This window comes from Methylomonas subterranea (genome assembly GCF_024505185.1).
Classification (GTDB): domain Bacteria; phylum Pseudomonadota; class Gammaproteobacteria; order Methylococcales; family Methylomonadaceae; genus Methylomonas; species Methylomonas subterranea.
Genome location: NZ_JANIBJ010000012.1, coordinates 58959 through 84799, shown reverse-complemented (window position 1 = coordinate 84799; position 25841 = coordinate 58959). Strand labels below are relative to the sequence as shown.

The following is a 25841-nucleotide window of genomic DNA, read 5'->3' as shown; positions in this document are numbered from 1 at the left end:
TGTCTCAAAAACGCCAGGAGACTTGCGCCAAGTAAGCGCGTTGAATTTGACTGGCGACGGGAATGTACAAAATATCGCTGAATTCCGGATGATGGTTATCCAACAGGTTTTGGCCGCTGAGGGATAATTCCAGATCCTTGTGCGGATGCCAGCCCAAGCGAACATCCATGGTGAAATAGGCGGGAATTTTTCGGTTGGTATCCACAATTATTTTGTCAACGTAACGGCCCCAGAGATCCAGCTCGATCTCGTTGGTCAGATTGACCAGGGAACGTAAGGACAAAGTGTGCCCGGGATTTGAATGCGGTTCGGTTTTGGGATCGCGAAACCAGGCGGCGTCCGTGTCGTAATTGACCTGAAATTGATTGGCGCTATAGGAGGCCTGCAGGCGCCAGTCCTGACTGACACGGTAACTCAGCGAGGTTTCCAGGCCGTAACTTTTGACCTGCCGATAGTTGCCGACCGTGGCTTCCAGAATATTCCCGAAAACGGGATCCGCTCTGCCGCCGACAAACTTGGTTCCCTGCATCCTATCGTAGATGTTGTAAAACAACGCGGTATCGATATCCAGATTGCGATTGACTTGCCAGCGCCAGCCGGATTCGAAAGCCAGCAGATTTTCCGTCAGCATTTGGCGGTTGGCCGTGGCTTCAAAAAAAGTATTGCTGTCCGGCAGCAGCGGCTTAAATACCCGAATGCTGTGTTGCGCCCGATTGGGCAAGACTACCGCGCGGGAAACGGCGGCCCACAGACTGTGCTGTTTGTTGGGCGTCCACATCAAGCGTGCATTGGGCTCGGTTTCCCAGCCGGTATAGGTAAAGTGTTCGACCCGGTTGCCCAGGGTGAGGATCAAATCATCGCCGAGCGCGATTTGATCCTGTAAAAACAGGCCTATATTGTGTTGGGTGAATTGATCGGGTTCAAAGCCCAAGGTCAACGAATTATCGAACTTATCGGTGATGAGTTGATAATTCAGGCCCCACATCAACTGATGCTCGTGGTAATCGGGCAGGCTGTGCTGAAAGTCCACCACAAAATGCGAGCGATTCATTTCACTCACGGCCAATAGCCAGTCGGTTTGGGTAAACGACAGGGTCAAATCGGAATGGTGGCCGCTGTCGGTGTGGTGTTTCCAGTTGCCCTGCAGGCTGCCGGTAAAGCCGTCCCGGCCGAAGTCGTCCTGCCGCCATAATGGCGGAGTGGGCGAGGTCACTCCGATGAAATAACCTTGCAGCCGATAACGGGAAACATTGCCTTCCAGCATGAACTGATCGTGTTGGCTCAATTGGCTGTCCAGGCGAAAATTACCGTTCTGTGCGTTGCCGTAATCGTGGGTGTCCAAATTACCCGACCAATCAATGCTGGCATCGCGATAAATGCCATTCGCGGTACCGCGCAGGAAGGTCGAATCGGACAGCTTGCCGCCGTAACGGATACCGCCGAAGCCCTGTTCTTCCGATCCGCCGCCGCCGTACAACAGGCCGCCCTGAGTATCCTTGGCCGAGCGGGTGATGATGTTGATGGTACCGTTTACCGCGTTGGCGCCCCATAAACTGCCGCTGGGGCCGCGCAGCACTTCGATACGCTCTATATCCGGCAAGGCGGGGTTCTGCTGGCCCCAATACACCCCGCTGACCAATGGATCGTAAATGCTGCGGCCGTCTATCATGACTTGCAGTTTATTGGCGTACAAATCGTTGAAGCCGCGCGCGCTGACCGCCCAATTCCAGGCGTTGATTTTCGCCACGTTCATGCCGGGCACCATGCGCAGCAGTTCGGGCAGGCTGGTGACGCCGGAGCGGCGAATGTCTTCCGAGGTAATCACAAACGCCGCCGCGGGGCTGTCTTTAACGGATTGAGTCTGGCGGGATAAGCTGGAGACATCCAGCTCGGTTAATTCCTCCCAACTCAGGGGGAGTAAATCGTTGGTTGATTCGATGTCGTTGAATGTGTGTTCATTAGCCAGCGCTGGCGGGGAGAGTGTTCGCAGTAGCAGAATAAAAATGGCGGCATAGCGTTTGGGTGATGAAAACATAGCTAACGCTCGGAAATGGCGGGTAACCCGGACTGAAAATGATACAAACAAGGGTAGCAGTATACGCGGGCATAAAGTACATGCTTGCAAGCGTTATGCAAAATTTCCGTTAGGGTTAAAGCCATCATGCTCGATTGTGCTCCAGCCATCGCCGGGCGCCCAAGCCGGCCGCCCGCCCGCTTGCCAGACAGGCGGTCAGCAAATAGCCGCCGGTGGGGGCTTCCCAATCCAGCATTTCGCCGGCGCAGAACAGGCCAGGTAAATGGCGCAGCATCAAATGAGAGTCCAATGCGCTAAAGCAGACGCCTCCGGCGCTGCTGATGGCTTCCGCCAACGGGCGGGCGGCGGACAGCGTGACAGGCAAGTGCTTCAGGCTGCCGGCCAGTATGTCCGGATTTTGCATGTCGGTCGCGCACAGCACTTCGCGCAACAGCGCCGTTTTGGCGCCATCCAAATTCAGCCGCTTGCGCAGATGGTTGGCCAGGGTGGCCTTGCCGCGCGGTTGCGATAACCGGAAGGCAATATTGCGAATATCCCTATCGGGGCAAAGATCGATAAAAATACGGGCAAAGCCGCGATGTTTGATTTCGTCCCGCAGCATTGCCGAACAGGCGTAAATCAGGCCGCCTTCCAGGCCTTGGGCGGTCAGCATCAGATCGCCTGTTTGGCTGAAGCTTGCGCCGCCAGCATCGGCAAACTCCAAGCGTACAGACTTTAACGGTTGGCCGGCGAAACGCTCCCGAAAATATTCGCTCCAGGCCACCTCAAATCCGCAATTGGCCGGCCGCAAGGGCGCAACCTCGATACCGCGTTGCGCCAACAAGGCTTGCCACGAACCGTCGGAACCCAGTTGCGGCCAGCTGCCGCCGCCCAGGGCCAGAATGGCCGCGTCGGCCGCGACAAGCAGTTCGCCGCCGGGGTTGGCGAACTTGAGCCGCTTATCGTCCGACCAGCCTTGCCAGCGGTGGCGCATGTGAAAGCGCGCGCCGGCTTCGCGCAGCCTATGCAACCAGGCGCGCAGCAAGGGCGCTGCCTTCATGTCGCTGGGAAAAATCCGGCCGGAACTGCCGACGAAGGTATCCAGGCCCAAGCCTTTTACCCAGTCGCGTAGCGCTTCCGGGCAGAAATTACGCACTATCGGCTCCAGGTCGCCACGATGCCGGCCGTAGCGGGACAAAAAAAGATCTAGCGGCTCGGCGTGGCTGATATTCATGCCGCCCTTGCCGGCCATCAAAAATTTGCGCCCGGCCGACGGCATGGCGTCGTAAACATCGACTTTAACACCGGCGGAAAGCAAAATTTCGGCGGCCATCAGTCCGGCCGGACCCGCGCCTATAATGACTACAGGTTTGTCGGAAATACTCATATTGCCGGTAACTTATTGTTATCGGGATGCCAACGACGACTGAACCGTCGGCGTTCGACGTGGGGGCGTAAGCATCAGTGTCGGCACTCGCCTATGTCTTCGAACCAGATGTGCGGTGACTGTTCGATAAAGCGCCTCATCAACGCCGTGCAGTTTTCGTCGCGCAGTTCGACGACCTTGACGCCGGCCTCGCGTAGCCAATCCAGGTGGCCGGGGAAATTGGCCGACTCGCCCACCACCACGGTGCCGATGTTGAACTGGCGGATCAGGCCCGAGCAGTACCAGCAGGGCGCCAGGGTAGTCACCAGAATCTTGTCGCGGTAATCGGTTTGGCGGCCGGCCTTGCGGAAGGCGTCGGTTTCGCCGTGCACGGAGGGGTCGTTATCCTGAACGCGGCGGTTGCGGCCGCGGCCCAGCAAATTGCCGTCGGCGTCGAACAAGGCCGCGCCGACCGGCACGCCGCCTTCGTCGAATCCGGCCAGAGCTTCTTGATAGGCTATCGCCAACAGGTTTTCGTAGTTCATTTTGTTTCTCCGGAATTAGCTTCGATTCCATTGCGATTCATCGAGGCTGTCGAAAATCAGGCTTTTCCTTGCCTATAAATACCGCCGAGAAAACCAATGCCAACCAAACTTACGCAATATCCGGCAGTGAATGACTCAATCATGCTCGAAAGAAAAAGTGCTATGCCAAAGGAGAGTAAAACAGTCAATACGAATCGCCAATGCATTATCCCCCAAATAATCGAGAATAATTCCTCCATGGTTAGGATGTTTATTGTTTAGTTTGCAGCGGGAACCGCTCTGGATGTTTGATCATTTCTAAGGTCAAATCAATATCGATTTTCGGCCAATAAAAATGATTCGGTGACGGCTCTTCAACATGAAGAATGGCGTTGACCGCTTGGCTTTTAAACCACGGAAAATCGTCATAAGACATGAACAATTCGTCGGTTTGGGTTAGCAGCCAGGACACCGTGGCTGGAAATGTGCGTCACTTCAACCGGAAAAGTGTTGTTGCCAAGCGCTAACGAGTTCATCGTAATGTTGCTCCACTAAAGATTCGATTTCTTTCAACTACTTTCTGGAATAGCGATAATTTTTTGCCAGTTCAATTTCCGGTTACAGCCAGAATTTGGCTTCTCCATCTTCGGAAACGATATGCACATGCATCCGGAGCTCTTCTCTGGAGAAGAAAAAGAAGCGATAACCTGCTTCCTTAAATACCGTTGGGCTCATCGCTGCAAAAAATTCCGCAACATGTCGTGCCCATGCTCGGTCAAAATCGACTCGGGGTGGAATTGCACGCCTTCTATATCCAGGGTTTTATGACGCACGCCCATGATTTCGTCGATGTTGCCTTGCTCGTCCCGGGTCCAGGCGGTCACTTCCAGGCAGTCCGGCAAGCTAGACTGCTCAATGACCAGCGAATGATAGCGGGTGGCGGTGAACGGGTTGCTCAGACCCTTAAAAACGCCGATATCTTTGTGATAAACCGGCGATACCTTGCCGTGCATGATCTGCTTGGCGTGGATGATGTGGCCGCCGAAGGTGTAGCCTATGCTCTGATGGCCGAGGCAGACGCCCAGAATCGGGTACTTGCCGGCATAGCGGCGTATGGTTTCGACCGAAATACCGGCTTCCTTCGGTGTGCAGGGGCCGGGCGAGATGACGATTTTGTCCGGCCGCAGTTCTGCTATATCTTCCACCGTGACTTCGTCGTTGCGAACCACCACCACCTCGGCGCCGAGTTCGCCGAAATATTGCACCAGGTTGTAGGTGAAGGAATCGTAGTTGTCGACCATCACCAGTCTGACGCCGCTCATGCTTTGCCTCCGAGGCCGGCTTCGGCCATGCTGACGGCGCGGAACACCGCCCGGCCCTTGTTCATTGTTTCTTCCCATTCGTTAAGCGGTATCGAATCGTAGACGATGCCGGCACCGGCCTGAATGTGCAGGGTTTGATCCTTGATGACGGCGGTGCGGATCGCGATTGCGGTGTCCAGGTTGCCGGACCACGAGATATAGCCCACGGCGCCGGAATAAATGCCGCGCTTGACCGGCTCAAGTTCGTTTATGATTTCCATGGCCCGAATCTTGGGCGCGCCGCTGACCGTGCCGGCCGGAAAGGTGGCCGCCAGCACGTCGAAAGCGTTTTTGTCGTCCTGCAATTGGCCGGTGACGTTGGAGACAATATGCATCACATGCGAGTAACGTTCGACGATCATCTTGTCGGTGAGCTTGACGCTACCGATTTTGGCAACCCGGCCGGTATCGTTGCGGCCCAGGTCGATCAGCATCAGATGCTCGGCGATTTCCTTGGGATCGGCCAGCAACTCCTTCTCCAGTTCCAAGTCCTGTTCGTGGGTTTCGCCGCGGCGGCGGGTGCCGGCGATAGGGCGAACTGTAATTTCGTCGTCTTCCAGCCGCGCGAGAATCTCCGGCGAGGAACCGACGATGTGGAAGTCTTCCAGATTCAGGTAATACATGTAGGGCGAAGGATTCAGGCAGCGCAAGGCCCGGTATAAATCCAGCGGCGCGGCGCCGAATGGAATCGACATGCGCTGCGATAGCACCACCTGCATGCAATCGCCGTCGGTGATGTATTGCTTGGCCCGGCGCACCGCCTGCTCGAAACCCTGCTGGGTAAAGCCGGAGACGAAGTCGTTTTCGTGCACATGTTTGACCGATGCATGCGGATGCGGGTGAGCGTGCGGCTCGCGCAGTTTCGCCACCAATCGGTCCAGTCTGGCCTTGGCATTGTGGTAAGCGTTGTCCTGGGCGGGGTCGGCATGGGTCAGCAACAACATCTTGCCGGACAGATTGTCGAATACCAGCAAGTCCTGCGACACCATCAGCAGAATGTCCGGCGTGCCGATCGGATCGGGCTTGCCGCTGTTTTGCAGCTTGGGTTCGATATAGCTTATGGTTTCGTAGCCGAAATAGCCGACCAAGCCGCCGTTGAAACGCGGTAATCCGGGCACGTCCGGCACATTGTAGTGTTGCCGAAACTCTTCTATCCATGCCAGCGGTTGAGAGTGCTCGAAACTTTCCGTTACGCCTTCATTTTCCAGCGTGATATTGAATCCGCTGATTTTGACCCGGGTTTTGCAAGGCAGGCCGATGATGGAATAACGTCCCCATTGCTCGCCGCCGTGCACCGATTCGAATAAATAGGAATAAGGGCCGTCCGCCAGCTTTAAATAAGCGCTGAGCGGCGTATCCAGGTCGGCCAGCACTTCGCGGCAGACGGGGATGCGGTTGTAGCCTTGTTGGGCGTATTCGGAAAATTGCGCGGGTGTCATGCTGTTATGTTGGGTAACTGTCCGGAGAGTAGGCAAATAGCCGACTTGCTGTATAGAAGCTGCTAAAAACTGCCTGGATTATATCTTTTTTCGTTCATTTCAGCTTCGTTATAAAATCACCGCTTTTGCGGAACAGGATAGGGGCAATGAAACTGGTGACATGCATTCATAACGGACAGAGACAAATCGGTGCCGTAGTCGGCGAAAGCGTGGTGCTTGCTACTGGCCACATTCCGCATGCCGACAGCATGCCGGACTTTTTGGCCTCCGGTGCGAGCGGCTTGGCGGCGATGCGGGAATTGATTGCATCCGGTCGGCATCTGATCAATTTGACGGATATTCAGCTTTTGGCCCCCATTCCCAGGCCGGGCAAATTCCTGGGTATCGGTTTGAATTACGCCGACCACATCAGCGAAACCGGCCGGGATAAACCGGAATACCCAACTTTTTTTACCAAGCAAGCCAGTTGCGTTATCGGCCATGGCGCCGCCATACATTGCCCCAAGGTATCGGAAAAAGTCGATTACGAGGGCGAGTTGGGTTTTGTAATCGGCAAGCGTTGCCGGCATGTGTCGGTCGATAAAGCCCATGAAGTGATTGCCGGCTTCACCATTTGCAATGATGTGACTGTGCGCGACTGGCAGCAGCGCACGCCGACCTGGACATTGGGCAAGTCGTTCGATACCCATGGGCCTATGGGGCCCTGGCTGGTGACGGCGGACGAAATTGCCGACCCGCACAACTTGACTTTGAAAACCTGGGTGGACGATGAGTTGCGGCAAAACGCCAATACCGGAGAAATGCTGTTCAATTGTTACGAAATGATCGCCTATCTGACTCAGGCCATGACGCTGGAGCCGGGCGATGTGATCAGTACCGGTACGCCCGCCGGCGTGGGTGTCAAAATGAAACCGCGCGGTTATTTAAAAGCCGGCCAGTCCGTGCGGATTGAAATCGAGGGCATCGGAGCATTGATTAACCCGGTGATTGCCGAGCCGAATGAATTTTTGGCGGATAACCCGCGTTAAGTGGATATTAAGCGATGTTCGGCAAGCTATGCTCAACCCAAATAGAAGGTAGTTTGCCTACCAAGAGGTCATCGTGAAAAGCTTAGTCATATTCGCTCTGTTGAGCATATTGGTTCTGACCGGTTGCGCCTATCCGTCCTATCACCGAGGATATGCCGGCTACGGCAGCAGCTACAGTTCAGGCTACGATGTGCATACTTACTCCACTTATCCTGGCGCGGTGTATTATCGCCAACAAACCGTAGTACCGAGCTATTCCTACCGATACAGCCCGCCGCGCCACGATCACGGCCCGCGACACCATGATCGGGATTGGGGTAACAATCGGCATGATTGGAACAGAAACAGTCAAAACAGGCCGAGGGTGGAGCGTAATATTGCGGACATGCGCGGACCCGGCCCGGGCCGGTGGTCGGTGCCCAATATTAGCGGCGATCGTGACGGCTTTAGACAAAGAATGCAGCAACAGCCGGGAAGTGGCCGATTGAGAATGGAAGGCGGCGGTGATCGCTCGGGCGATTTCGGCGCTAGAAGGGAAGCAGATTCAGGTCGGCGGAATAATCATCGCGAAGGCGGCCGTTGAGGATAAGGCGACGTTGAATCTCCGTTCGGGATTAAAGTTCGACCCGAATACCCAGTTCGATCACCCGGTCCACGGGGATTTTGAAAAACGCAATCGGGCTGGCGCTGTTGTGGGTTAAATAGCGAAACAGCGACCTTTGCCAAGTCGGCATCGGGTTATGGCGTCGGAAAGCCAGGCGCTCGCTACCGATGAAGAACGAGACGGTTTTTTGATCGATCTCCAGGCCTTCATGGCAGCACAGTTGTAATGCCCTTCTGACGTCCTGTTCTTCCTGAAAACCGAAGTACAATTTCACCCGGAAGAAATTGCTTTTATCGCCAAAACAACGGATTTTGACCCTATGGGCTTCATCGACATAGGGTTCTTCCTTGGTGACGATGGTCAATACCACTATTTTTGCATGCATGACATGATTATGCTCCAGGTTATGCAATAACACCTGAGGCACGCCATGCAGACTGCGGGCCATGTAAATCGCGGTGCCGGGCACTGTCGCCAACGGACGGGATTTGATTTGTTCTTGTAATTCCTCGAATAAAACCCGCCGTTCTTCCAAATACCTTGCCAGCATTTCCTTGCCTCTGACCCAGGTGGTCATGACAACGAAAAGCAGGCTGGCAACCGCCAGCGGCAGCCAGCCGCCGGTTTGAATTTTCAGGCTGTTAGACGTCAGGAACAGCAAGTCGATCAGTAAAAACAGGCAGATAAAGCCGATGTTGATTATTTTGTTTCGTTGAGGCAAGGCCTGGAAGACCAAAAAGGCCAGGATGGTGTCGACTATCATGGTGCCCGTGACGGCAATCCCGTACGCGGATGCCAGCGCGGAGGCGCTTTTAAAGCTGATTACCAGCAAAAGCACCGAAGCCATCAACAACCAGTTGACGGTAGGCATATAGAATTGTCCCAAACCCTTTTGCGCGACATGTTGAATATCCATGCGCGGGCAATAGCCCAGTTTGATGGCTTGGCGCGTTACCGAGAAGGTGCCGGAGATAACGGCTTGCGAGGTAATGCAGGTGGCCAAGGTTGCCAGGGCAATCATCGGATACAGAGACCATTCGGGTGCCATCAGATAAAAGGGATTGAGCAACGCGGACGGACTGTTCAGCAACAACGCGCCCTGACCGAAATAATTCAATAGCAAGGCGGGAAACACGTAACCAAACCAGGCCAGACGTATCGGTTTTAAACCGAAGCTGCCCATGTCGGCATACAATGTTTCGGCTCCCGTTATTACCAATACCACCCCGCCCATGATGACAAAGCCTTGCCAGCCCAATTCACCCAGCAGCGTGAAAGCGTATGAGGGGTTGATAGCCATCAATACCTCTGGGTATTCGATGATATTCAATATGCCTAGCAAAGCCAGCACGGCAAACCAGACGGCCATAATGGGCGGGAAAAATTGGCTGAGTTGGCGATTGCCCTTGGTTTGCAGGATGAACAGTGCGCTCAGCACTATCAAGGAAAACGGCATCACCAGATTTTCGAAACGCGGCGCCACGACCTTGATGCCTTCGATGGCGCTTAACACCGAAATCGCGGGAGTAATGATGCTGTCGCCGTAAAACAGCGATGCGCCCAGCAAGCCCAGCAAAACTATGAGATGCTTGCGGCGTGGCTGACTTTTGGAACCTTGCAATGCCAGCGCCATTAAAGCGATGATGCCGCCTTCGCCCTTGTTGTCGGCGCGCATGATAAAGGTTGTGTATTTGGTGGCGACTATCAGCGCCAAGGCCCAAAAAATCAACGACAGAACGCCCAGCACGTGGTCGGTATCGGCCGGCAAGCCGCCGTGAAAGATTTCTTTTAAAGCATATAAAGGACTGGTGCCGATATCCGCAAATACAACGCCAATGGCGCAATAGGCAAGATAAGAGATGGGTTGCTTGGGCGACGCCGGAGGTTTTGCGGGCATAGGGTATCTGCGGGAAACGAGATGACTGTTGAAATTATGCCACAGTTTGTGATTTTTAACGCGACATGAATTTCAATTGACGGGCATATGCGCGACACAAAACGCGGTAAATGGCGGCTAAATCAGTCTGACGGCAAAGCCGCTTTTACCTTACAATGCCAAGCATTTTTTAATCGGTTTTTTTCAAACTGTATTATTTTTCATTTTTAAAGCAACGAGGGTGCTTTGCAGAACCACGATAAAGCTTTGTCTGGTGATTTAAGCGTAGGTATGGACATAACATTTTCAGGGAAGCGCATTTGGGCGGTTTTAATGGGCGAAGAGCGTCCACGGGATATGTTGTTGCTGTTCATGACCTTGGTGTTGCTGATACACATATGGTTGCTGACGGTACTGATGAAGCCGGAGCAGGAAATCACTCAAGCGGAACCTTTGGTGATGGAAGTCAGCATGATCGCAATGTCGGCTCCCAAGCCGGCGGTTGAACCGCCGAAACCGGCGCCGCCTCCGCCGCCGAAACCAACACCGCCCCCAAAACAACCCCCGAAGCCGAAGCCTGTCGTGAAAAAACCGCCACCGGTGGTGCAGGAAGCGCCTGATTTCGCGCCCTTTGAGCCCACTACGCCGGCGCCGCGGGATAGCCAGCCGACCGCCAACACTAGTTCAACGGCGGCCAGCACCAGCGAAGCGGCAGCAACCAAGGAAGCGCCCGCATTTACGGAAGCGAATTTTCGCGCCAATTATGCTCACAATCCCAAGCCGGAATATCCGGCCATTGCCCGTAGCCGCGCCTGGCAGGGTAAGGTCCTGCTACGGGTCAAGGTTTCCGCGGAAGGTTTGAGCGATGCCGTTACGGTGGAACAATCCAGCGGTCACGAAATATTGGATGAATCCGCCGTTGAGGCCGTCAAAAAGTGGCGCTTCATTCCCGCCAAGCGCGGCGACACGCCGGTAGCCAGTTCGGTGATCGTGCCGATCGATTTCAAATTGCGCAATTAAAACTACAATTTCAGGAGACTTTAATGCCTTTTCATGTTGAAACCGCCTTCATCATCGATGGCACTTTGTACACGCTGCTGGTGTTTTCACTGATAACGTGGACTTTGATATTTTTCAAGGTTTGGCAATTCGCTAAAAATAACTATTACAACAAGCGCTATGGTTACGCCTTTTGGAATGCCAAGGATTTGCGGGCGGCGGAAGAATTACCGGAAGAACAAAGCCGGGGCCCCAAGGCTCGCATTGCCAAATGCGGATTTGCCTGGTTGGCGGAATTGAACGACCCGGTGGCCGCCGCCAGCCTGAAATTTCGCGGCGCGCCGCCGGATTTGCTGGAGCAGGCACTGCGTAAACAGACTCAGGATGAACAACGGCGCATGGAAAGCGGCTTGACCATGTTGGCCAGTATCGGCAGTACCGCGCCGTTTGTGGGCCTGTTCGGTACCGTTATGGGTATCATGAATGCCATGCACGACATCAGCGCCAGCGGTTCCGCCAGTCTGGACGTGGTGGCGGGCCCCATAGGCGACGCGTTGATTGCCACGGCCATCGGTATTGCGGTAGCGGTACCGGCGGTATTGGCCTATAACTTTTTCCTGCGTCGCGCCAAACATCATCGGGCATCCCTAGAGCATTTTGTAGACGGTTTTTTACATATCGCCTTTGGCGAGAAATCAACGCAAGAAAAGGAGTAAACGCGATGGGATTTAAAACAAATTCCGACGACGACGAAGCCGTTAGCGAGATTAACGTCACGCCGCTGGTGGACGTGATGTTGGTGCTGGTGATTATTTTGTTGGTCACCGCGCCCTTGCTCACCCAATCGGTGCACGTGGCGCTGCCCAAAACCGCTTCCACCACCCCGGATACCGAGAAACAGCCCATGCAACTCGGTATCGACGCTCAAGGCGGCGTCACCCTCAACAAAGAGCCCATCGCCGACTTACCGGCCCTGGAAACCCTCTTGCAAAACGAATTGGCGGCAAATCCTGAATTGACCGTGCATGTATACGCGGATGAAGCGGTAAACTACGGCAAAGTCGCGGAAGTCATGGCGGCCGTGCAGCATGCCGGTATTGCCAAGCTGGCATTCGTAACGGTGGAAAAATAAGCGCACTGAAGATCGGCGCATCCGGGACCGAAAAGCCCGGACCCGCCGGCTTATTTTCGTGCCGGCAGATTTTTTTCGATATATTCTATCATCAGACCGGCAATGTCCTTGCCCGAGGCTTTTTCGATGCCTTCCAGACCGGGCGAGGAATTGACCTCCATCACCAACGGTCCGCGATTCGAGCGCAATAAATCCACTCCGCAGACATTCAAGCCCATGATTTTTGCGGCCCGTACCGCTGTAGACCGTTCCTGCGGCGTCAGTCGCGCCAACACGGCACTGCCTCCGCGATGCAAATTGGAACGAAACTCGCCTTCGCGGCCCTGACGCTTGATGGCCGCCACCACCTTATCGCCTATAACGAAACAGCGGATATCGCTGCCTCCGGCTTCCCGGACGAATTCTTGCACCATGATGTTGGCATTCAGGCCCATGAAGGCCTGAATCACGCTGCGGGCGGCATTGTCGGTTTCCGCCAGCACTACGCCTATGCCCTGCGATCCTTCCACCAGTTTGATCACCAGCGGCGCGCCGCCGACTTCGGCGATCAAGTCCTCGATATTGTCCGGGTTATGGGCAAAGGCCGTAATAGGCAGATCGATGCCTTTGCGGGCCAACAACTGGCTGGAAGCCATTTTGTCGCGGGAACGGCTGATGGCGGCCGAGTTGTTCAGGCAAAAGGTGTTCATCACTTCGAATTGTCGCAGCACCGCCGTACCGTAAAAGGTAATCGAGGCGCCGATACGCGGAATCACCGCATCGTAGCCCAGCAGGTTTTCGCCCTGATAATGTATCGAGGGCTTCATCGAGGTGATGTTCATATAGCAATGGGTGGGGTCCAGCACTCGGGCCTCGTGGCCGCGGGCGGTGGCGGCTTCCATCAGGCGCACGCTGGAATACAGCGTGGAGTCGCGGGACAGGATGGCGATTTTCATGGCAAATCGCTTAAGGTTTACAAGAGGATGGCGGTAAAATCGTTCACTTGGCGATGGGCGGCGCGGCTATCGACAGCCCGGTCTCGCACCAGCCAGCAGGTATCGAATCCGGCCGCGCGGGCCGCATCCAGCTCGGCCTCGATATCGGATAAAAACAGGATATCGGCGGCGGGCAAGCCTATTTGCCTGGCAATCGCCGAATAGGACGCCGCCTGCCGCTTGCCGCCGATATGGGTGTCGAAATAGCCGGAAAACAGCGGGGTCAAGTCGCCGTATTCGCTGTGGCCGAATAACAATTTTTGCGCATATACCGAACCGGAAGAATACACATACAGCGCATGACCCCGGGCATGCCAGTCCTTTAAACGTTCGGCGGCGTCGGGGTATATGTGGCCCTTGAAAGCGCCTTGCCGGTAACCGTCTTGCCAGATCAGGCCTTGCAGGGACTTGAGTGGGGTGATTTTTTGGTCGCGGTCTATCCAGGCTATGAATTGAGCGATCAATTGTTCGTCGTCCAAATCCGCGCCGCTGATTTGCCGCGCATCGTCCAGCAATGCTTTAACTTCCGGTTCCAGGCTATGTTGCCGGACAAAATCCGGCAGATGGGCGCGGGCATAGGGAAACAGCACGTCCTTCACGAACGACAAGGACGACGTGGTGCCTTCGATATCGGTGACGACGGCTCGGGTCATAAACCCGCCAGATACTGTTCGAAGGTGGGGAAACTCTCCGCAATCGGGTCGCCGGTAAAGTTGGCAATCCAGCCGTCCTCGGTGGTGAACAGCCGGATGCATTTGAAATCCGGATTTTCGCCCATGTCGAACCAGTGTTTGATATGGGCCGGCACGCTGATCAAATCGCCTTGCTCGCACAGAATGGCGTAAACCTTGTCGTCCCGATGCAAATAAAACAAGCCTCGCCCCTCCACGAAAAACCGTACTTCGAAGTCGTCGTGGGTGTGTTCGGACAGGAATTTTTGCCGCATGGCCTGTTTTTCCGGGTGGTCGGCTTTCAAACTGACCACATTCACCGATTTGAAACCGTATTGTTCGGTGAGGCGGTCGATATGTTGCTGATAGGCGTCCATGACTGTCAGCACTTCGACTTCGGAAATGAATTCGCTGCCGGCTTCCCAGCGCTCGAATTGCACGCCGATGCCGTCGAGTTGGCCGGCGATAGTGTCGAAATCTCGGTAAGTGGTGCCGTGTTGCGGTTGATCGGCCGGGTAGATAGTTAATGCGCTCATGGTTGTTTCACTCCGTGCAGACGTATTTCACAATCGAATAAAAATTCCAGCGCCTCGAGATGGCGCAGGGTTTCGGCTACCGAGCCGCCCCAGGTGTAAAAACCGTGGCCGGCAATGATATAGGCATGTGTGTCTTTGTGTTGGTCCAGAAACTGGTCCACTCGCGCCGCCAGACGCGGAATATCCTGATCGTTGGCGAAAATCGGGATGCTGATGCGGGTTTCGTGGGTGTCGATACCGGCCAGCGCCTTTAGAAGTTCGTAATCTTCCAGGACGATTTCGGCTTCGAACAGCCGGGCCGCCAAGGTGGCGTTGATCGAATGGGGGTGCAAGACCGCTTGAACGTCGGGATAACGCCGGTAAAGCGACGTGTGCAGCAAGGTTTCCGCGGAAGGTTTTTGTCCGTCCAGCGATTGGCCGTTCGGGTCTATCAACATGATGTCGTCGCGCTGCAATTGGCCTTTATGCCGGCCGGATACCGTGATGGCGATATTGCCGTCGGCAAGCCGAGCCGAGAAATTGCCGCTGGTGGCGGGTACCCAGCCCTTGCTGTCGATGAAGCGCCCGGCGGCGATCAAATCGTCGGCCTTGCTGAAAAATTCGTCGGTTTTTAAGTTCATGGGAAGGCTTTGCGAATTGCAAAAGAGAAGAGAAAGAGTTGGCCTGTAAGCCGGGTTCTGTCGAGAACAGCCATTCATCTAGGCGCTTGGTCACCCAAGCGCTCAAGCAATCTACCCAGGAACCGCGCGGGCCACGCGTATGTTCCTCTATTTGATCTTGCTCCGGGTGGGGTTTTCCCTGCCACGCCTGTTACCAGGCGCGCGGTGCGCTCTTACCGCACCATTTCACCCTTACCGGGTTCACAAAGAACCAGGCGGTATATTTTCTGCGGCACTTTCCGTAGGCTCGCGCCCCCCAGGCATTACCTGGCACCCTGCCCTATGGAGCCCGGACTTTCCTCCCTTCCATTTGCATGAAACGGCGGCTGCTCGGCCAACTCTGGCGCGAATTATACAGAACTTCCAAGCCGAAAGGGTGGCGCAATCAAGCCAGGTTCGGTTTCAGCCTTTGGTTTGACCTTCGGCGATGTGATTTTCGCGTGCTTCGCGAGCCTTTTCCAGTTTGGAAAACACCCGGAGAATGTCGGTGGCGGACAAAATGCCGATCAATTTGGCGCCGTCCACCACCGGCAGGGCGCCAATGCGGTGCTCGGCCATCATGGCTGCCGCTTCGGAGGCCGGCGTGTCGGCGGTAACGGTATAAACGCCCCGATGCATGATGTGCGCGACTTTTTGCGAGACCACATGCAGCTGGGTGTTGTCCTTATTGGATTCCACCGCGTTGGAGTTGCTTTTGGGTCCCAGGGCTTTATACAAATCGCGGTCGGAGACGATGCCGACCAATTTGCCCTTTTCCACCACCGGCAGATGACGGATTTTTTCGTAATGAATCAAAAAGAACACCCGATCGATCAAATCGTGGGGTTCCACGGTAAAAACTTTGCTGGTCATCAGCTCGGCGACGCGCATGCGGTACTCCTGGTTAATAAAATTATGCCGTGCCCCTTGTGTCCGGGGCGGTATTTCAAGCGGGAAGATCGATTATAGCGATATCATAAATAAATCATTTGGTTATAGACAAGTCTGAAACCGGATTTCGAATGGTGATGAGTATAATGCCACCCAGCCCATATTCCGTGATTATTTGAACATGAACAAACAAACCCGACTGGCGATATTCGATCGCCTTGCCGCCGCCATACCCGATCCCACCACCGAACTCAATTACGGCAGTCCATTCGAATTATTGATTGCGGTGGTTTTATCCGCTCAAGCCACCGACAAGGGCGTCAACAAGGCCACGGCTAAATTATTCCCGGTCGCCAATACTCCGCAGGCTATTCTGGCCTTGGGCGAAGACGGCTTGAAGGAATATATCAAGACCATAGGGCTGTTCAACAGCAAGGCCACCAATATCATCAAGCTCTGCGAGGCATTGATACAGCATCATGATGGACAGGTGCCGCAAAGCCGCGAAGCGCTGGAGGCCCTGGCCGGGGTGGGGCGCAAGACCGCCAATGTGATCTTGAATACCGCCTTCGGCCTGCCGACCATCGCCGTCGATACCCACATTTTCCGGGTCGCCAACCGCACCGGTCTGGCGCCCGGCAAAACCGTGCTGGAGGTGGAAAAAAAACTGGATAAAAGCGTTCCGCCGCGGCACAAAAAAGATGCCCACCACTTGCTGATCTTGCATGGCCGCTACGTTTGCGTGGCGAGAAAGCCCCGCTGTCCGGACTGCTGCATCGCCGATTTATGCGGGTTTAAGGAAAAAACCCGGTAGAGCGTTTACAATGCGTTAGACTGAACTTAGGGACCAAGCCTTGGTCGCATTTGCTCGGCCCGTCGGCTGAAGCCCATAATAATTAATCTTGACAGAGGATATATCATGAAAAAATTCACCAAGACTCCATTGACCCTGGCTATGGGTACCGCCGTGATGTCGGGTTTTGCGGTCAATGCGCAAGCCGAAGCCAATCCGTTCGCCGTCAACGAATTAGCCAGCGGCTACATGGTGGCCGAGGCTTCCAACAAAACCGGCCACGGTGCTTGCGGCGGCAATGTCGCCGATGCCAACGGTAACAAAATCAGCAAAGCCGAAGGTAAAAAAGCCCAACCCGAGGTCAAAAAAGCCGAAGGCTCCTGCGGCGAAGGCATGTGCGGCGGCATGATGCAGGGCGGCAAAATGAAAAAAGGCATGGAAGGCATGTGCGGTGAGATGATGAAGGGCAAGGAAGGCGCTTGCGGCATGATGGGCGGTGGCATGGGCGGCATGAAACATGGTGACGAAGCCGGCGCCGAAAAAGCCGAGGAAGGTAGTTGCGGCGCCATGATGAAGGGTGGCGAAGGCAGTTGCGGTTCCAAGGTGGATGCCGATAAAGCCGCCGGCGAGTAATCGGCTTTGGTGCAATCAGGCCCATCATGAATCAACCGCCGTCAATCAATGCGGCCGGCCTGGGATTGCGGCGGTCTTTTTTAAGCGAGATCGCCGTTGATCCTCCCGCCAACGTCGGCTTCTACGAAGTGGCGCCGGAAAACTGGATGACTTTGGGCGGCAAACTCGGCAAGCAGTTTCGGGCCCTGACCGAGAAATTTCAGTTTATTTGCCACGGCTTGTCACTGTCGATAGGCAGTAGCGATCCGCTGGACGAACAATTCGTGCGGGATTTGAAAAAATTCATGGCCGCGCACGGCATCCGCTACTACAGCGAGCATTTGAGTTATTGCAGTCATGGCGGCCATTTGTACGACCTGATGCCGATTCCGTTTACCGCCGACGCGGTAAAACACGTCGCCGCCCGTATCCGCCGCGTACAGGACATACTGGAACATAAAATCGCCATCGAAAACGTTTCCTACTACGCCGCCCCCGGCCGGGAAATGTCGGAGATCGAGTTTTTCAATGCGGTAGTCGAAGAGGCCGACTGCAATGTGTTGATAGATATCAACAATATTTACGTCAACAGCGTCAATCACGCTTACGATGCCGAGGCCTTTTTAAACGCCATGCCCGGCCAACGCATCGCTTATGCGCATATCGCTGGCCATTATGTCGAAGCCGAGGATTTTCTGGTCGATACCCACGGCGCCCCGGTCATCGATCCGGTTTGGCGTTTGCTCGACAAGGCCTACCAACGTTTCGGGGTGTTTCCAACCTTGCTGGAGCGCGATTTCAATCTGCCACCCTTGGCGGAATTGTTACTGGAAGTCGACACCATACGCGCCATTCAAGCCGGCTCGGGCCAGCGGCCAGCGCCGTCGGAGGCCTGATGGGCGTCGATTTCAAGGCCAAGCAGGCCGAGTTTGCCGCCTATATTCGCGACCCCGGCCATTTTCCAGCGCCGGCCGATGTCGACCCCAGGCGCATGGCCATGTACCGGGAACTGTTTTTCAACAACATCGACGGTTTCCTCGGCAGCAATTTCCCGCTGTTGCGCGGAATACTCGGCGAGGCGCAATGGCACGATCTGGCGCGGGATTTTTTCGCCCGTCACTCCTGCGGAACCCCGCATTTTTCCGAAATCGCCGAGGAGTTTTTGGATTACCTGCAAAACGAACGCCGGGCGGAAGCCGATTTGCCGTTCCTGCTGGAATTGGCGCATTACGAATGGGTGGAAATGGCCTTGTCCATTGCTCCGGCGGAGCCGGTTTACGGCGATGCCGCGTTTGCGGAACAGGTGTTGCAACAAAGCGTCAGCCTGTCGCCGGTTGCTTGGCCGCTGGCCTATCAATATCCGGTTCATCGCATAGGTCCGGATTTCCTGCCGCAATCCGCTCCGGAACAACCCAGTTATTTGGTGGTATACCGGGACGCGGACGATCAGGTGCGTTTCATGCAGACCACGCCGCCAACCTATCGCTTGCTGCAATTGATAGAGCAGCAAGGCAGCGTGGTCGGCGAGAGTGTCTTGCAATTGCTGGCCGCGGAACTGGCACCGCAAATCGAGTTGGACTCGGTATTGAGCTTCGGCGGGCAAACCCTGCGGGAACTGGCGATGAAGGGCGTGCTTATTCCGGCTGTTGACGTTTAAAGCCGTGCACCCATACCAAGCCGTCTTCGTTCCATTCCATGTTGGCGTGCATTTTTAAAATCAAATCCTTGTACATGGCCAGATTCGGATAGCCCTCGGCTTGCGCGTCCCGGTCCGTCATATCGCCAAGTCGCTGCCTCGCCACCTCGGTGACCACAAAGGTCACGCCTTCCAACTCAAAGGTCTCGCCGGGATAGGCATATAAGCCGTCGCGGCGTTGCTGGGTTTTCTGTCCGCTCAGCGCGGCGGACACCAGTTTCGGCTGGCGGACCAGTCTATCGATCTGGCAGGTTTTTTCGGGGTATTCGGTCATTATTGCGTCCTGTTACTGGGAAAGTGGCGCGGCGCGCCGGCTTCATGAATGTTGGGTTGTCCAAGCCGGGTATTATCAACCATAATGCCGCCTTTTAGTGATTTGGAGGCCCGAAATGCGTTATTTGCATACCATGGTTCGCGTTAACAATTTAGAGGAGTCGCTGGAGTTTTATTGCGGCAAATTAGGCCTGTCCGAAATACGCCGCATGGAGAGCGAGGCCGGCCGCTTCACGCTGGTGTATCTGGCGGCGCCCGGCGATGCCGCGCGGGCCGGCGAAAACGATGCGCCGTTGTTGGAATTGACCTACAACTGGGATCCCGAGACATATGGCGGCGGCCGCAATTTCGGCCACTTGGCGTTCGAGGTTGACGATATTTACGCGGTTTGCCAACGCTTGCTGGAACAAGGCGTGACGATCAACCGGCCGCCGCGTGACGGCTGGATGGCCTTTATCCGCTCGCCCGATCAGATATCCATAGAGCTGTTGCAAAAAGGCGCGCCCTTGCCGGTTCGGGAACCCTGGGCCAGCATGGTCAATACCGGCGTCTGGTAAACAAACCCGGACATGCCGTTGCCGCCGCTGAGTCTTTACATTCATTTTCCCTGGTGCATCCGGAAATGCCCCTATTGCGACTTTAATTCGCATGCTGTCAAAGCGGGCATCCCCGAAATGCAATACGTGGACGCCTTGCTGGCGGATTTACAAGCCGACCTGACTTTGTTGACGGCGCCTCGACCAATATGCAGCATATTCATGGGCGGCGGCACGCCCAGCCTGTTTTCGCCGCAAGCCATGCGGAACTTGCTGGCTGGGATTGAAAATCTGCTCACCCTGGCTGCGGATTGCGAAATCACTCTGGAAGCCAATCCGGGCAGCTTTGAAAGCGCCAAGTTCGAGGCCTATCGCGAATTGGGCATCAACCGGCTCTCCATCGGCATACAGAGCTTTGACGACCGTCAACTGAAAAAACTAGGCCGGGTGCATAGTGCCGACGAGGCGCTGAATGCCGTGCAAATCGCCCAACGGGCCGGCTTCGAAAACCTGAATTTGGATCTGATGTTCGGCCTGCCGGGGCAAACCGAGGCCGATGCGCTGGCGGATATTCGCAAGGCGATTTCGCTGCAAACCAGCCACCTGTCGTTTTATCAGCTGACGCTGGAGCCCAACACCTATTTTTATAAATTCCCGCCGCAACTACCGGAAGACGAAAATATTTTCGCCCTGCAAAAAGCCTGTCAGCGGGTTTTGGCGGCAAGCGGCTACCGACAATACGAGATTTCGGCTTACGCCAAGGACGGTTTTCAATGCCGGCATAATCGCAACTACTGGCAATTCGGCGATTACCTGGGTATTGGAGCGGGCGCTCACGGCAAAATCAGCCGTAACTTGCCGGACGATATCATTCGCACCGCCAAGCCTAAAAGCCCTGAACAATATATGCATAAATCGGCGCCCGCGACTTGCGTACCCATCGAGCAGGCGCAATTGCCGCTGGAGTTTGCGATGAACCTTTTGCGTCTGAAAACCGGCTTTAATCTCAGCGGCTACACCGACGTAACCGGCCTGCCGCCGGAGAGCCTGCAGCCAGCTCTGCAGCATTGTCTGGAGCAGGGTTTGCTGGTCGAACAACAACGGCAGATATTTTGCTCCGAACGGGGCTGGGATTTTCTGGACGATATTTTGGAAAAGTTCATTCCCTGATGGCACGCGGGTTATAATCGCCGGCCAATTCGCTTTGAAGCAAAGAATATGCTCGACTACCAAAAACAATTCATCGCCTACGCCCTACAATGCGGGGTGCTTAAATTCGGCGATTTTCAGCTAAAGTCCGGCCGCGCCAGCCCTTATTTCTTCAATACTGGCCTGTTCAATACCGGCGAGAGGCTCGATAAACTGGGTCAATTTTATGCCCAAACCCTGATCAACGCCGAAGTGGCTGTCGATGTGCTGTACGGCCCGGCCTATAAGGGTATTCCTTTAGTCAGCACCACTGCGATAGCCTATTCCCGCCTACGAGGCGACATTCCGTTTGCCTTTAACCGCAAGGAAGCCAAGGATCACGGCGAAGGCGGCGTATTGGTCGGCGCCCCCTTGCAGGGTAATGTATGGATACTGGATGACGTGATCACGGCAGGTACCTCGGTGCGCGAATCCGTGGAGATTATCCGTGCCGCCAGTGCCACTGTGGCCGGGGTGGTTATTGCACTGGACCGGCAGGAAAAGGGTCAGAACCGGATATCCGCCGTGCAGGAAGTTTCGCAACAATTCGGCGTACCGGTATTGGCTATCATTTCTCTGGCGCACATCATCGAATTCATCGAACAAAGCACCGAATTTTCCGACAAGTTGCCGATTATCCGCGGCTATCGGCAACAATACGGTATTTAGGCTTATCATAAGCGTCGTTCTTCCGCTTATTTGTATTTAGTCTACAATTAGCCCTTACTATTCGCCCTCTTAACACGAGTACAGTCAGCAGAAAGGCTTGCCATGAGAAATCTGGAATTTAAAGAACAATTACACGAATATTCGCACTGGCGTGAGCAACTGATTCAAGCGATCGAGATGTACCGTGAATGGCGTAACCGCCACAAATTCAGCGATCCACAGAGTACCGACACCTTGCTGAATATCCTACAAGGTTTGAATATGGATAGAGTGACGCTGGCTTTCGTGGCCGAATTTTCCCGCGGTAAAACCGAACTGATCAATTCGCTGTTTTTTGCCGAAACCGGCGTGCGTTTATTGCCGTCTTCCCCCGGTCGCACCACCATGTCGCCCACCGAGTTGTTTTGGGACGCGGAGGGTGGCAGCTACATTCGTTTGTTGAATATCGAAAGCCGCTTGGAAGACATTTCCTTGATGGATTTCAAACGTAACCCCGAGCGCTGGACCGAAATCAGCCTGAATGTCGACTCGCCCACCCAAATGCAGGAAGCTTTCAAGGAATTGATTTCCACTAAAAAAGTCAGCAAGGAGACCGCCGACAAATTGGGTTTGTGGAACGAACGCGAAGCCGCCGAACAAGGCATCATCAACCCCGAATTTGTGGAAGTGCCCTGCTGGCGGCATGCCTTGATCAGCTTTCCGCATCCTCTGCTGAAAGAAGGTTTGTGCATCCTAGATACCCCAGGTCTGAATGCCTTGGGCACCGAGCCTGAGTTAACCCTCAGCATGTTGCCCAGTGCTCAGGCCATCGTGTTTGTGCTGGCGGCCGATACCGGCGTCACCAAAAGCGATCTGGAAATGTGGAAAAGCCATGTTTGCAGTGCCAGGGGGCAACGCCGCCAAGGTCTGGCGGTAGTCATGAACAAAATCGATTCCATGTGGGACGATCTGGCCGGCGAAACCGGTTACGATGCGGCGATTCAAAAACAAATCGAAACCTCGGCCACCATTCTGAACCTGAAACAGGAGCTGATTTTCCCGGTTTCCGCCAAACAGGCCCTGCTGGCCAAGGTGAAGGGTGACGAAGCATTGCTGGAGAGAAGTCGCCTGAATAAATTGGAAAACTACCTGTCGGAAGATATTTTGAATCAGCGCCGCGAAATTCTAAAAGGCGTGGTCGAAAAAGACATCGGCTTTCTGGTCAGCGAATCGATCAAATTGATGAACAGCAAAGTCGTCAATGCCAGCAAACAGCTGGAAGAATTCAAACAGGTCGACTTCGAAAACCAGGAGATGACCGGCAAGCTGATGGCGGAAACTCGCGATCGGCAAAATACCTATATGGCCAATATCGAGAACTTTCAGGCCAGCCGCAAGGTATTTGCCGTGCAGGCCCGCATGTTGATCGACTCGTTCGCCAAAGAGAGAATCGATGAAATCATCCTGCGCACCAAGCAGGACATGAGCAAAAGCCTGACCACTTACGGCATGAAACAAAACATGCGCAAGTTGTTCGACGAGCTGCGCGACCTGTTGCAGGATTCCGTCGATATCACCGAAGAAACCCGCCGTCTGATCAAGGCCATACACAAAAAATTTCAGGACGAATACGGTTTCAAGGAAATCGAGCCACAATTGTTTTCGATCAAGCAATATCAGTTCGAACTGGAACAGATTTTTGAAGAAGGGGAAGCTTTTCGCAGTAGTGCCCGTACCACGATGACCGAGCAAAGCCTGGTGGTCAACAAGCTTTACAGCACCCTGATCGCCAAGGCACGCACCATTCTGCAGCAAGCGCATAAGGATGCGGCGACCTGGAGCAACAGCGTGTTGACACCGCTGATGCACCAAATCAAGGACCACAAGAAACAGATCGAAAGCCGCTTGATCATGCTGCGCAAAATCAACGAATCCAAGGGCAATGTGAGCGAGAGCATCGCCCAGCTGGAAGCCGAACTAGCGCCGCTGAAACAGCAACGCCAGGAATTGCTGGCCATCATCAAGGCCATGCAAATCAATATAACCGATATCGAAACCGCTTGATCGATCCGACAGACTTGGTGGTACGGATGCGTTTCCTATCCCGAACCGGAAAATCAAGGAACGCCAGCAGCCCGGCCCGATCTTGTATTCAAACGCATTGAGATATTTGGCGATAGCCCGGCGCAAACTCATATTGCCTTGGGTTGCGCTGTTTTTGCACGCTCCGCGGCAAGTCGTTCATGGCCAATACAGACTTGGCGTTTATGCCCGGTATCGCTGTCGGTTTGGGATCCCGCTCAAAATAAAACTACGCACTCTGTTACCTTTCCTCCCTCCCGCCCGTGAAAATTATGTTGTCTCGGTGACATCCGGGGACTTTTTTTGAGCTGCGGAAATCATGGTTTTCAAATCAAATGTCGTCAGCATACAGAAGCATGGAGTGCGATGGCCCGCCGCAAGTCGAACATTGCGCGGATTAATTGTCTATCCGTCGCTGTAACCGGTAAAATTCACGCCAGACTTTGCGTCCTCGCTAGAAGGCGCGCATCCACGGATTTATCATTGAGGAGTTCCATGCCATGAGTGACACACAAACACACGCCGAAGTTTTGGTCCTGGGCGGTGGTCCCGGCGGTTATACCGCCGCGTTCCGCGCCGCCGATCTGGGTAAGCAGGTGGTTTTGGTCGAGCGCTATCCGGTGTTGGGTGGCGTGTGTTTGAATGTAGGCTGCATTCCTTCCAAAGCCTTGCTGCACGCGGCGCAAATCATTCACGAAGCGGAAGAGATGGCCGAGCATGGGGTCAGCTTCGGCAAGCCCGCTATCGATATCGACAAAATTCGCGGTTGGAAGCAAAGCGTCAGCCAAGGCTTGAATCAAGGTTTGGGCAAACTGGCCAAACAGCGTAAGGTCACCGTGATTAATGGCGTCGGCAAATTCGCCTCGGCTAATAGTCTGACTGTGGAAAGCGACTCCGGCAGCCAAACTATCACGTTCGACAGCGCTATCATCGCCGCCGGCTCACAGCCGACCAAAATCCCCGGCTTTCCGCATGACGACCCGCGCGTGTGGGATTCCACCGATGCCTTGAATCTAAGCTGCGTACCGGAAAATCTGTTGATTGTCGGCGGCGGCATCATCGGCCTGGAAATGGCCACCGTTTACCATGCGCTGGGTTCGAAAATCAGCGTGGTCGAGTTGATGGATCAAATCATCCCCGGCTGCGACAAGGACTTGGTTACCCCGCTGCAACGCAAGATCAAAAAGCAATACGACAACCTGTGGCTGAAAACCAGCGTCCAGGCCATGGAAGCCAGCGATGCCGGCATTAAGGTGACCATGGAAGGCAAGGATGCGCCGGAAGCGGCCGTGTTCGACGCGGTGTTGGTGGCTGTCGGCCGCCGCCCCAACGGTAAGTTAATCGATGCCGACAAAGCCGGCGTGACGGTCGACGACAGAGGCTTCATTCCGGTCGACAAGCAGGGCCGCACCAACGTCAGCCACATCTTCGCCATCGGCGACATCGTCGGCAACCCCATGCTGGCGCATAAAGCTACCCACGAAGGCAAAATCGCCGCCGAAACCATAGCCGGCCATAAAGCCGGTTTCGACGCGCTGACCATTCCATCGGTGGCCTATACCGATCCGGAAGTGGCCTGGATGGGCTTGACCGAAAACCAAGCCAAGGAACAGGGCGTGGAATACGAAAAAGCTACCTTCCCCTGGGCGGCCAGCGGCCGTTCTCTGGCCTTGGGCCGCAGCGAAGGTTTGACCAAAATCCTCACCGATAAAACCACGGGCCGCATTTTGGGCGCCGGCATGACCGGCCCCGGCGCCGGTGAACTGATAGCCGAAGCCGTGTTGGCGCTGGAAATGGGTGCGGATGCCACCGACATCAGCCTCAGCATTCACCCGCATCCAACCTTGTCGGAAACCTTCGCCTTTGCGGCGGAAATGATAGAGGGCACGATTACGGATTTGTATGTGAAGAAATAAGCCATACCGGGTGGTTTTGCAACTGCAAACCGACTCCATTTCCT

The 25841-nt window shown here is 54.8% G+C and carries 28 protein-coding genes and 1 other RNA gene; 14 read left to right on the top strand and 15 right to left on the bottom strand.

Annotated features, from left to right (window positions below; all coding sequences use genetic code 11):
- Positions 1–4: 4 nt before the first annotated feature.
- From NP590_RS08220 to trpE, 7 genes are all read right to left on the bottom strand, one after another.
- Entirely contained in the window at positions 5–2035 is a 2031-nt protein-coding gene (locus tag NP590_RS08220) for a TonB-dependent receptor plug domain-containing protein (RefSeq protein ID WP_256601844.1), read from the bottom strand.
- Between the two features lie 124 nt (positions 2036–2159).
- Positions 2160–3401: a TIGR03862 family flavoprotein gene (locus tag NP590_RS08215; protein ID WP_256601843.1), complete on the bottom strand. Its 1242-nt coding sequence runs from the start codon at positions 3399–3401 to the stop codon at positions 2160–2162.
- Between the two features lie 74 nt (positions 3402–3475).
- Complete coding sequence (locus NP590_RS08210) at positions 3476–3925, bottom strand: nucleoside deaminase (RefSeq protein ID WP_256601842.1); 450 nt, start codon at positions 3923–3925, stop codon at positions 3476–3478.
- Between the two features lie 250 nt (positions 3926–4175).
- Positions 4176–4340, bottom strand: a complete 165-nt coding sequence (locus tag NP590_RS08205) for a DUF2442 domain-containing protein (protein WP_256601841.1) — start codon at positions 4338–4340, stop codon at positions 4176–4178.
- Positions 4341–4522: 182 nt separating this feature from the next.
- Positions 4523–4639 carry a DUF4160 domain-containing protein gene (locus NP590_RS20585; RefSeq protein WP_371927277.1) on the bottom strand — a complete coding sequence of 39 codons (117 nt, stop codon included), beginning with the start codon at positions 4637–4639 and terminating at the stop codon, positions 4523–4525.
- Complete coding sequence (locus NP590_RS08200) at positions 4636–5226, bottom strand: anthranilate synthase component II (protein ID WP_256601840.1); 591 nt, start codon at positions 5224–5226, stop codon at positions 4636–4638. Before NP590_RS08200 ends, NP590_RS20585 begins: the two co-directional genes overlap by 4 nt.
- A complete protein-coding gene (gene trpE / locus NP590_RS08195) occupies positions 5223–6704 on the bottom strand; it encodes an anthranilate synthase component I (RefSeq protein WP_256601839.1) in 1482 nt (493 codons plus the stop codon). The genes NP590_RS08200 and trpE overlap by 4 nt, the downstream gene beginning before the upstream one ends.
- Positions 6705–6850: 146 nt before the next feature.
- Here trpE and NP590_RS08190 point away from each other — a divergent pair, with 146 nt between their 5' ends.
- Both NP590_RS08190 and NP590_RS08185 read left to right on the top strand, forming a co-directional pair.
- Entirely contained in the window at positions 6851–7732 is an 882-nt protein-coding gene (locus tag NP590_RS08190; RefSeq protein WP_256601838.1) for a fumarylacetoacetate hydrolase family protein, read from the top strand.
- Between the two features lie 73 nt (positions 7733–7805).
- Positions 7806–8315 (top strand): hypothetical protein, encoded by a 510-nt coding sequence (locus NP590_RS08185; protein ID WP_256601837.1) that lies wholly within the window; start codon positions 7806–7808, stop codon positions 8313–8315.
- Between the two features lie 31 nt (positions 8316–8346).
- Here the strand turns inward: NP590_RS08185 and NP590_RS08180 are convergent, their stop codons facing one another.
- Positions 8347–10233, bottom strand: coding sequence for a potassium transporter Kup (locus NP590_RS08180; protein ID WP_256601836.1), 1887 nt, complete (start codon positions 10231–10233; stop codon positions 8347–8349).
- Positions 10234–10545: 312 nt separating this feature from the next.
- Between NP590_RS08180 and NP590_RS08175 the strand changes: the two genes are divergently transcribed.
- The 3 genes from NP590_RS08175 to NP590_RS08165 are packed head-to-tail and all read left to right on the top strand — an operon-like array spanning position 10546 to position 12343.
- Positions 10546–11232, top strand: coding sequence for an energy transducer TonB (locus tag NP590_RS08175; RefSeq protein WP_256601835.1), 687 nt, complete (start codon positions 10546–10548; stop codon positions 11230–11232).
- Between the two features lie 23 nt (positions 11233–11255).
- Positions 11256–11927 carry a MotA/TolQ/ExbB proton channel family protein gene (locus NP590_RS08170; protein WP_256601834.1) on the top strand — a complete coding sequence of 224 codons (672 nt, stop codon included), beginning with the start codon at positions 11256–11258 and terminating at the stop codon, positions 11925–11927.
- A 5-nt stretch (positions 11928–11932) separates the two neighbouring features.
- Positions 11933–12343 carry an ExbD/TolR family protein gene (locus tag NP590_RS08165; protein WP_256601833.1) on the top strand — a complete coding sequence of 137 codons (411 nt, stop codon included), beginning with the start codon at positions 11933–11935 and terminating at the stop codon, positions 12341–12343.
- Positions 12344–12393: 50 nt separating this feature from the next.
- Here NP590_RS08165 and rimK read toward each other — a convergent pair whose 3' ends face one another.
- From rimK to NP590_RS08135, 6 genes are all read right to left on the bottom strand, one after another.
- Positions 12394–13278: a 30S ribosomal protein S6--L-glutamate ligase gene (gene rimK, locus NP590_RS08160; RefSeq protein WP_256601832.1), complete on the bottom strand. Its 885-nt coding sequence runs from the start codon at positions 13276–13278 to the stop codon at positions 12394–12396.
- Between the two features lie 17 nt (positions 13279–13295).
- Positions 13296–13970: an acireductone synthase gene (gene mtnC / locus NP590_RS08155; protein ID WP_256601831.1), complete on the bottom strand. Its 675-nt coding sequence runs from the start codon at positions 13968–13970 to the stop codon at positions 13296–13298.
- Entirely contained in the window at positions 13967–14524 is a 558-nt protein-coding gene (locus tag NP590_RS08150; protein WP_256601830.1) for a 1,2-dihydroxy-3-keto-5-methylthiopentene dioxygenase, read from the bottom strand. The genes mtnC and NP590_RS08150 overlap by 4 nt, the downstream gene beginning before the upstream one ends.
- On the bottom strand, positions 14521–15144 hold the full coding sequence (locus NP590_RS08145) for a methylthioribulose 1-phosphate dehydratase (protein WP_256601829.1): 624 nt from the start codon (positions 15142–15144) through the stop codon (positions 14521–14523). Before NP590_RS08145 ends, NP590_RS08150 begins: the two co-directional genes overlap by 4 nt.
- Positions 15145–15174: 30 nt before the next feature.
- An RNA gene (rnpB, locus tag NP590_RS08140) (RNase P RNA component class A) lies at positions 15175–15525 on the bottom strand.
- Positions 15526–15585: 60 nt separating this feature from the next.
- Positions 15586–16053, bottom strand: a complete 468-nt coding sequence (locus NP590_RS08135; RefSeq protein ID WP_256601828.1) for a CBS domain-containing protein — start codon at positions 16051–16053, stop codon at positions 15586–15588.
- 181 nt (positions 16054–16234) lie between these two features.
- On the opposite strand from NP590_RS08135, the gene nth reads away from it, so the two are divergent.
- From nth to NP590_RS08115, 4 genes are all read left to right on the top strand, one after another.
- A complete protein-coding gene (gene nth, locus NP590_RS08130; protein WP_256601827.1) occupies positions 16235–16867 on the top strand; it encodes an endonuclease III in 633 nt (210 codons plus the stop codon).
- Positions 16868–16972: 105 nt separating this feature from the next.
- Positions 16973–17479 carry a hypothetical protein gene (locus NP590_RS08125; protein WP_256601826.1) on the top strand — a complete coding sequence of 169 codons (507 nt, stop codon included), beginning with the start codon at positions 16973–16975 and terminating at the stop codon, positions 17477–17479.
- A 26-nt stretch (positions 17480–17505) separates the two neighbouring features.
- A complete protein-coding gene (locus tag NP590_RS08120; protein ID WP_256601825.1) occupies positions 17506–18354 on the top strand; it encodes an HvfB family MNIO-type RiPP peptide maturase in 849 nt (282 codons plus the stop codon).
- Positions 18354–19115, top strand: coding sequence for an HvfC family RiPP maturation protein (locus NP590_RS08115; protein ID WP_256601824.1), 762 nt, complete (start codon positions 18354–18356; stop codon positions 19113–19115). The genes NP590_RS08120 and NP590_RS08115 overlap by 1 nt, the downstream gene beginning before the upstream one ends.
- Here the strand turns inward: NP590_RS08115 and NP590_RS08110 are convergent.
- On the bottom strand, positions 19093–19428 hold the full coding sequence (locus NP590_RS08110; protein WP_256601823.1) for an ASCH domain-containing protein: 336 nt from the start codon (positions 19426–19428) through the stop codon (positions 19093–19095). The genes NP590_RS08115 and NP590_RS08110 overlap by 23 nt on opposite strands.
- A 115-nt stretch (positions 19429–19543) precedes the next feature.
- Here NP590_RS08110 and NP590_RS08105 point away from each other — a divergent pair, with 115 nt between their 5' ends.
- From NP590_RS08105 to lpdA, 5 genes are all read left to right on the top strand, one after another.
- Complete coding sequence (locus tag NP590_RS08105; protein ID WP_256601821.1) at positions 19544–19984, top strand: VOC family protein; 441 nt, start codon at positions 19544–19546, stop codon at positions 19982–19984.
- A gap of 12 nt (positions 19985–19996) precedes the next feature.
- On the top strand, positions 19997–21133 hold the full coding sequence (gene hemW, locus NP590_RS08100) for a radical SAM family heme chaperone HemW (RefSeq protein WP_256601820.1): 1137 nt from the start codon (positions 19997–19999) through the stop codon (positions 21131–21133).
- Between the two features lie 48 nt (positions 21134–21181).
- Entirely contained in the window at positions 21182–21820 is a 639-nt protein-coding gene (pyrE, locus tag NP590_RS08095) for an orotate phosphoribosyltransferase (RefSeq protein WP_256601819.1), read from the top strand.
- Between the two features lie 102 nt (positions 21821–21922).
- Positions 21923–23863, top strand: coding sequence for a dynamin family protein (locus tag NP590_RS08090; protein ID WP_256601818.1), 1941 nt, complete (start codon positions 21923–21925; stop codon positions 23861–23863).
- Positions 23864–24381: 518 nt separating this feature from the next.
- Complete coding sequence (gene lpdA / locus NP590_RS08085) at positions 24382–25797, top strand: dihydrolipoyl dehydrogenase (RefSeq protein WP_256601817.1); 1416 nt, start codon at positions 24382–24384, stop codon at positions 25795–25797.
- The last annotated feature ends 44 nt before the right edge of the window (positions 25798–25841 follow it).

Excerpts from the sequence above, each read along its gene's own strand:
- NP590_RS08220 (WP_256601844.1), bottom strand. The coding sequence starts at position 2,035 with ATGTTTTCATCACCCAAACGCTATGCCGCCATTTTTATTCTGCTACTG.
- NP590_RS08215 (WP_256601843.1), bottom strand. The coding sequence starts at position 3,401 with ATGAGTATTTCCGACAAACCTGTAGTCATTATAGGCGCGGGTCCGGCC.
- NP590_RS08210 (WP_256601842.1), bottom strand. The coding sequence starts at position 3,925 with ATGAACTACGAAAACCTGTTGGCGATAGCCTATCAAGAAGCTCTGGCC.
- NP590_RS08205 (WP_256601841.1), bottom strand. The coding sequence starts at position 4,340 with ATGTCTTATGACGATTTTCCGTGGTTTAAAAGCCAAGCGGTCAACGCC.
- NP590_RS20585 (WP_371927277.1), bottom strand. The coding sequence starts at position 4,639 with ATGAGCCCAACGGTATTTAAGGAAGCAGGTTATCGCTTCTTTTTCTTC.
- NP590_RS08200 (WP_256601840.1), bottom strand. The coding sequence starts at position 5,226 with ATGAGCGGCGTCAGACTGGTGATGGTCGACAACTACGATTCCTTCACC.
- trpE (WP_256601839.1), bottom strand. The coding sequence starts at position 6,704 with ATGACACCCGCGCAATTTTCCGAATACGCCCAACAAGGCTACAACCGC.
- NP590_RS08190 (WP_256601838.1), top strand. The coding sequence starts at position 6,851 with ATGAAACTGGTGACATGCATTCATAACGGACAGAGACAAATCGGTGCC.
- NP590_RS08180 (WP_256601836.1), bottom strand. The coding sequence starts at position 10,233 with ATGCCCGCAAAACCTCCGGCGTCGCCCAAGCAACCCATCTCTTATCTT.
- NP590_RS08175 (WP_256601835.1), top strand. The coding sequence starts at position 10,546 with ATGGGCGAAGAGCGTCCACGGGATATGTTGTTGCTGTTCATGACCTTG.
- NP590_RS08170 (WP_256601834.1), top strand. The coding sequence starts at position 11,256 with ATGCCTTTTCATGTTGAAACCGCCTTCATCATCGATGGCACTTTGTAC.
- NP590_RS08165 (WP_256601833.1), top strand. The coding sequence starts at position 11,933 with ATGGGATTTAAAACAAATTCCGACGACGACGAAGCCGTTAGCGAGATT.
- rimK (WP_256601832.1), bottom strand. The coding sequence starts at position 13,278 with ATGAAAATCGCCATCCTGTCCCGCGACTCCACGCTGTATTCCAGCGTG.
- mtnC (WP_256601831.1), bottom strand. The coding sequence starts at position 13,970 with ATGACCCGAGCCGTCGTCACCGATATCGAAGGCACCACGTCGTCCTTG.
- NP590_RS08150 (WP_256601830.1), bottom strand. The coding sequence starts at position 14,524 with ATGAGCGCATTAACTATCTACCCGGCCGATCAACCGCAACACGGCACC.
- NP590_RS08145 (WP_256601829.1), bottom strand. The coding sequence starts at position 15,144 with ATGAACTTAAAAACCGACGAATTTTTCAGCAAGGCCGACGATTTGATC.
- NP590_RS08135 (WP_256601828.1), bottom strand. The coding sequence starts at position 16,053 with ATGCGCGTCGCCGAGCTGATGACCAGCAAAGTTTTTACCGTGGAACCC.
- nth (WP_256601827.1), top strand. The coding sequence starts at position 16,235 with ATGAACAAACAAACCCGACTGGCGATATTCGATCGCCTTGCCGCCGCC.
- NP590_RS08125 (WP_256601826.1), top strand. The coding sequence starts at position 16,973 with ATGAAAAAATTCACCAAGACTCCATTGACCCTGGCTATGGGTACCGCC.
- NP590_RS08120 (WP_256601825.1), top strand. The coding sequence starts at position 17,506 with ATGAATCAACCGCCGTCAATCAATGCGGCCGGCCTGGGATTGCGGCGG.
- NP590_RS08115 (WP_256601824.1), top strand. The coding sequence starts at position 18,354 with ATGGGCGTCGATTTCAAGGCCAAGCAGGCCGAGTTTGCCGCCTATATT.
- NP590_RS08110 (WP_256601823.1), bottom strand. The coding sequence starts at position 19,428 with ATGACCGAATACCCCGAAAAAACCTGCCAGATCGATAGACTGGTCCGC.
- NP590_RS08105 (WP_256601821.1), top strand. The coding sequence starts at position 19,544 with ATGCGTTATTTGCATACCATGGTTCGCGTTAACAATTTAGAGGAGTCG.
- hemW (WP_256601820.1), top strand. The coding sequence starts at position 19,997 with ATGCCGTTGCCGCCGCTGAGTCTTTACATTCATTTTCCCTGGTGCATC.
- pyrE (WP_256601819.1), top strand. The coding sequence starts at position 21,182 with ATGCTCGACTACCAAAAACAATTCATCGCCTACGCCCTACAATGCGGG.
- NP590_RS08090 (WP_256601818.1), top strand. The coding sequence starts at position 21,923 with ATGAGAAATCTGGAATTTAAAGAACAATTACACGAATATTCGCACTGG.
- lpdA (WP_256601817.1), top strand. The coding sequence starts at position 24,382 with ATGAGTGACACACAAACACACGCCGAAGTTTTGGTCCTGGGCGGTGGT.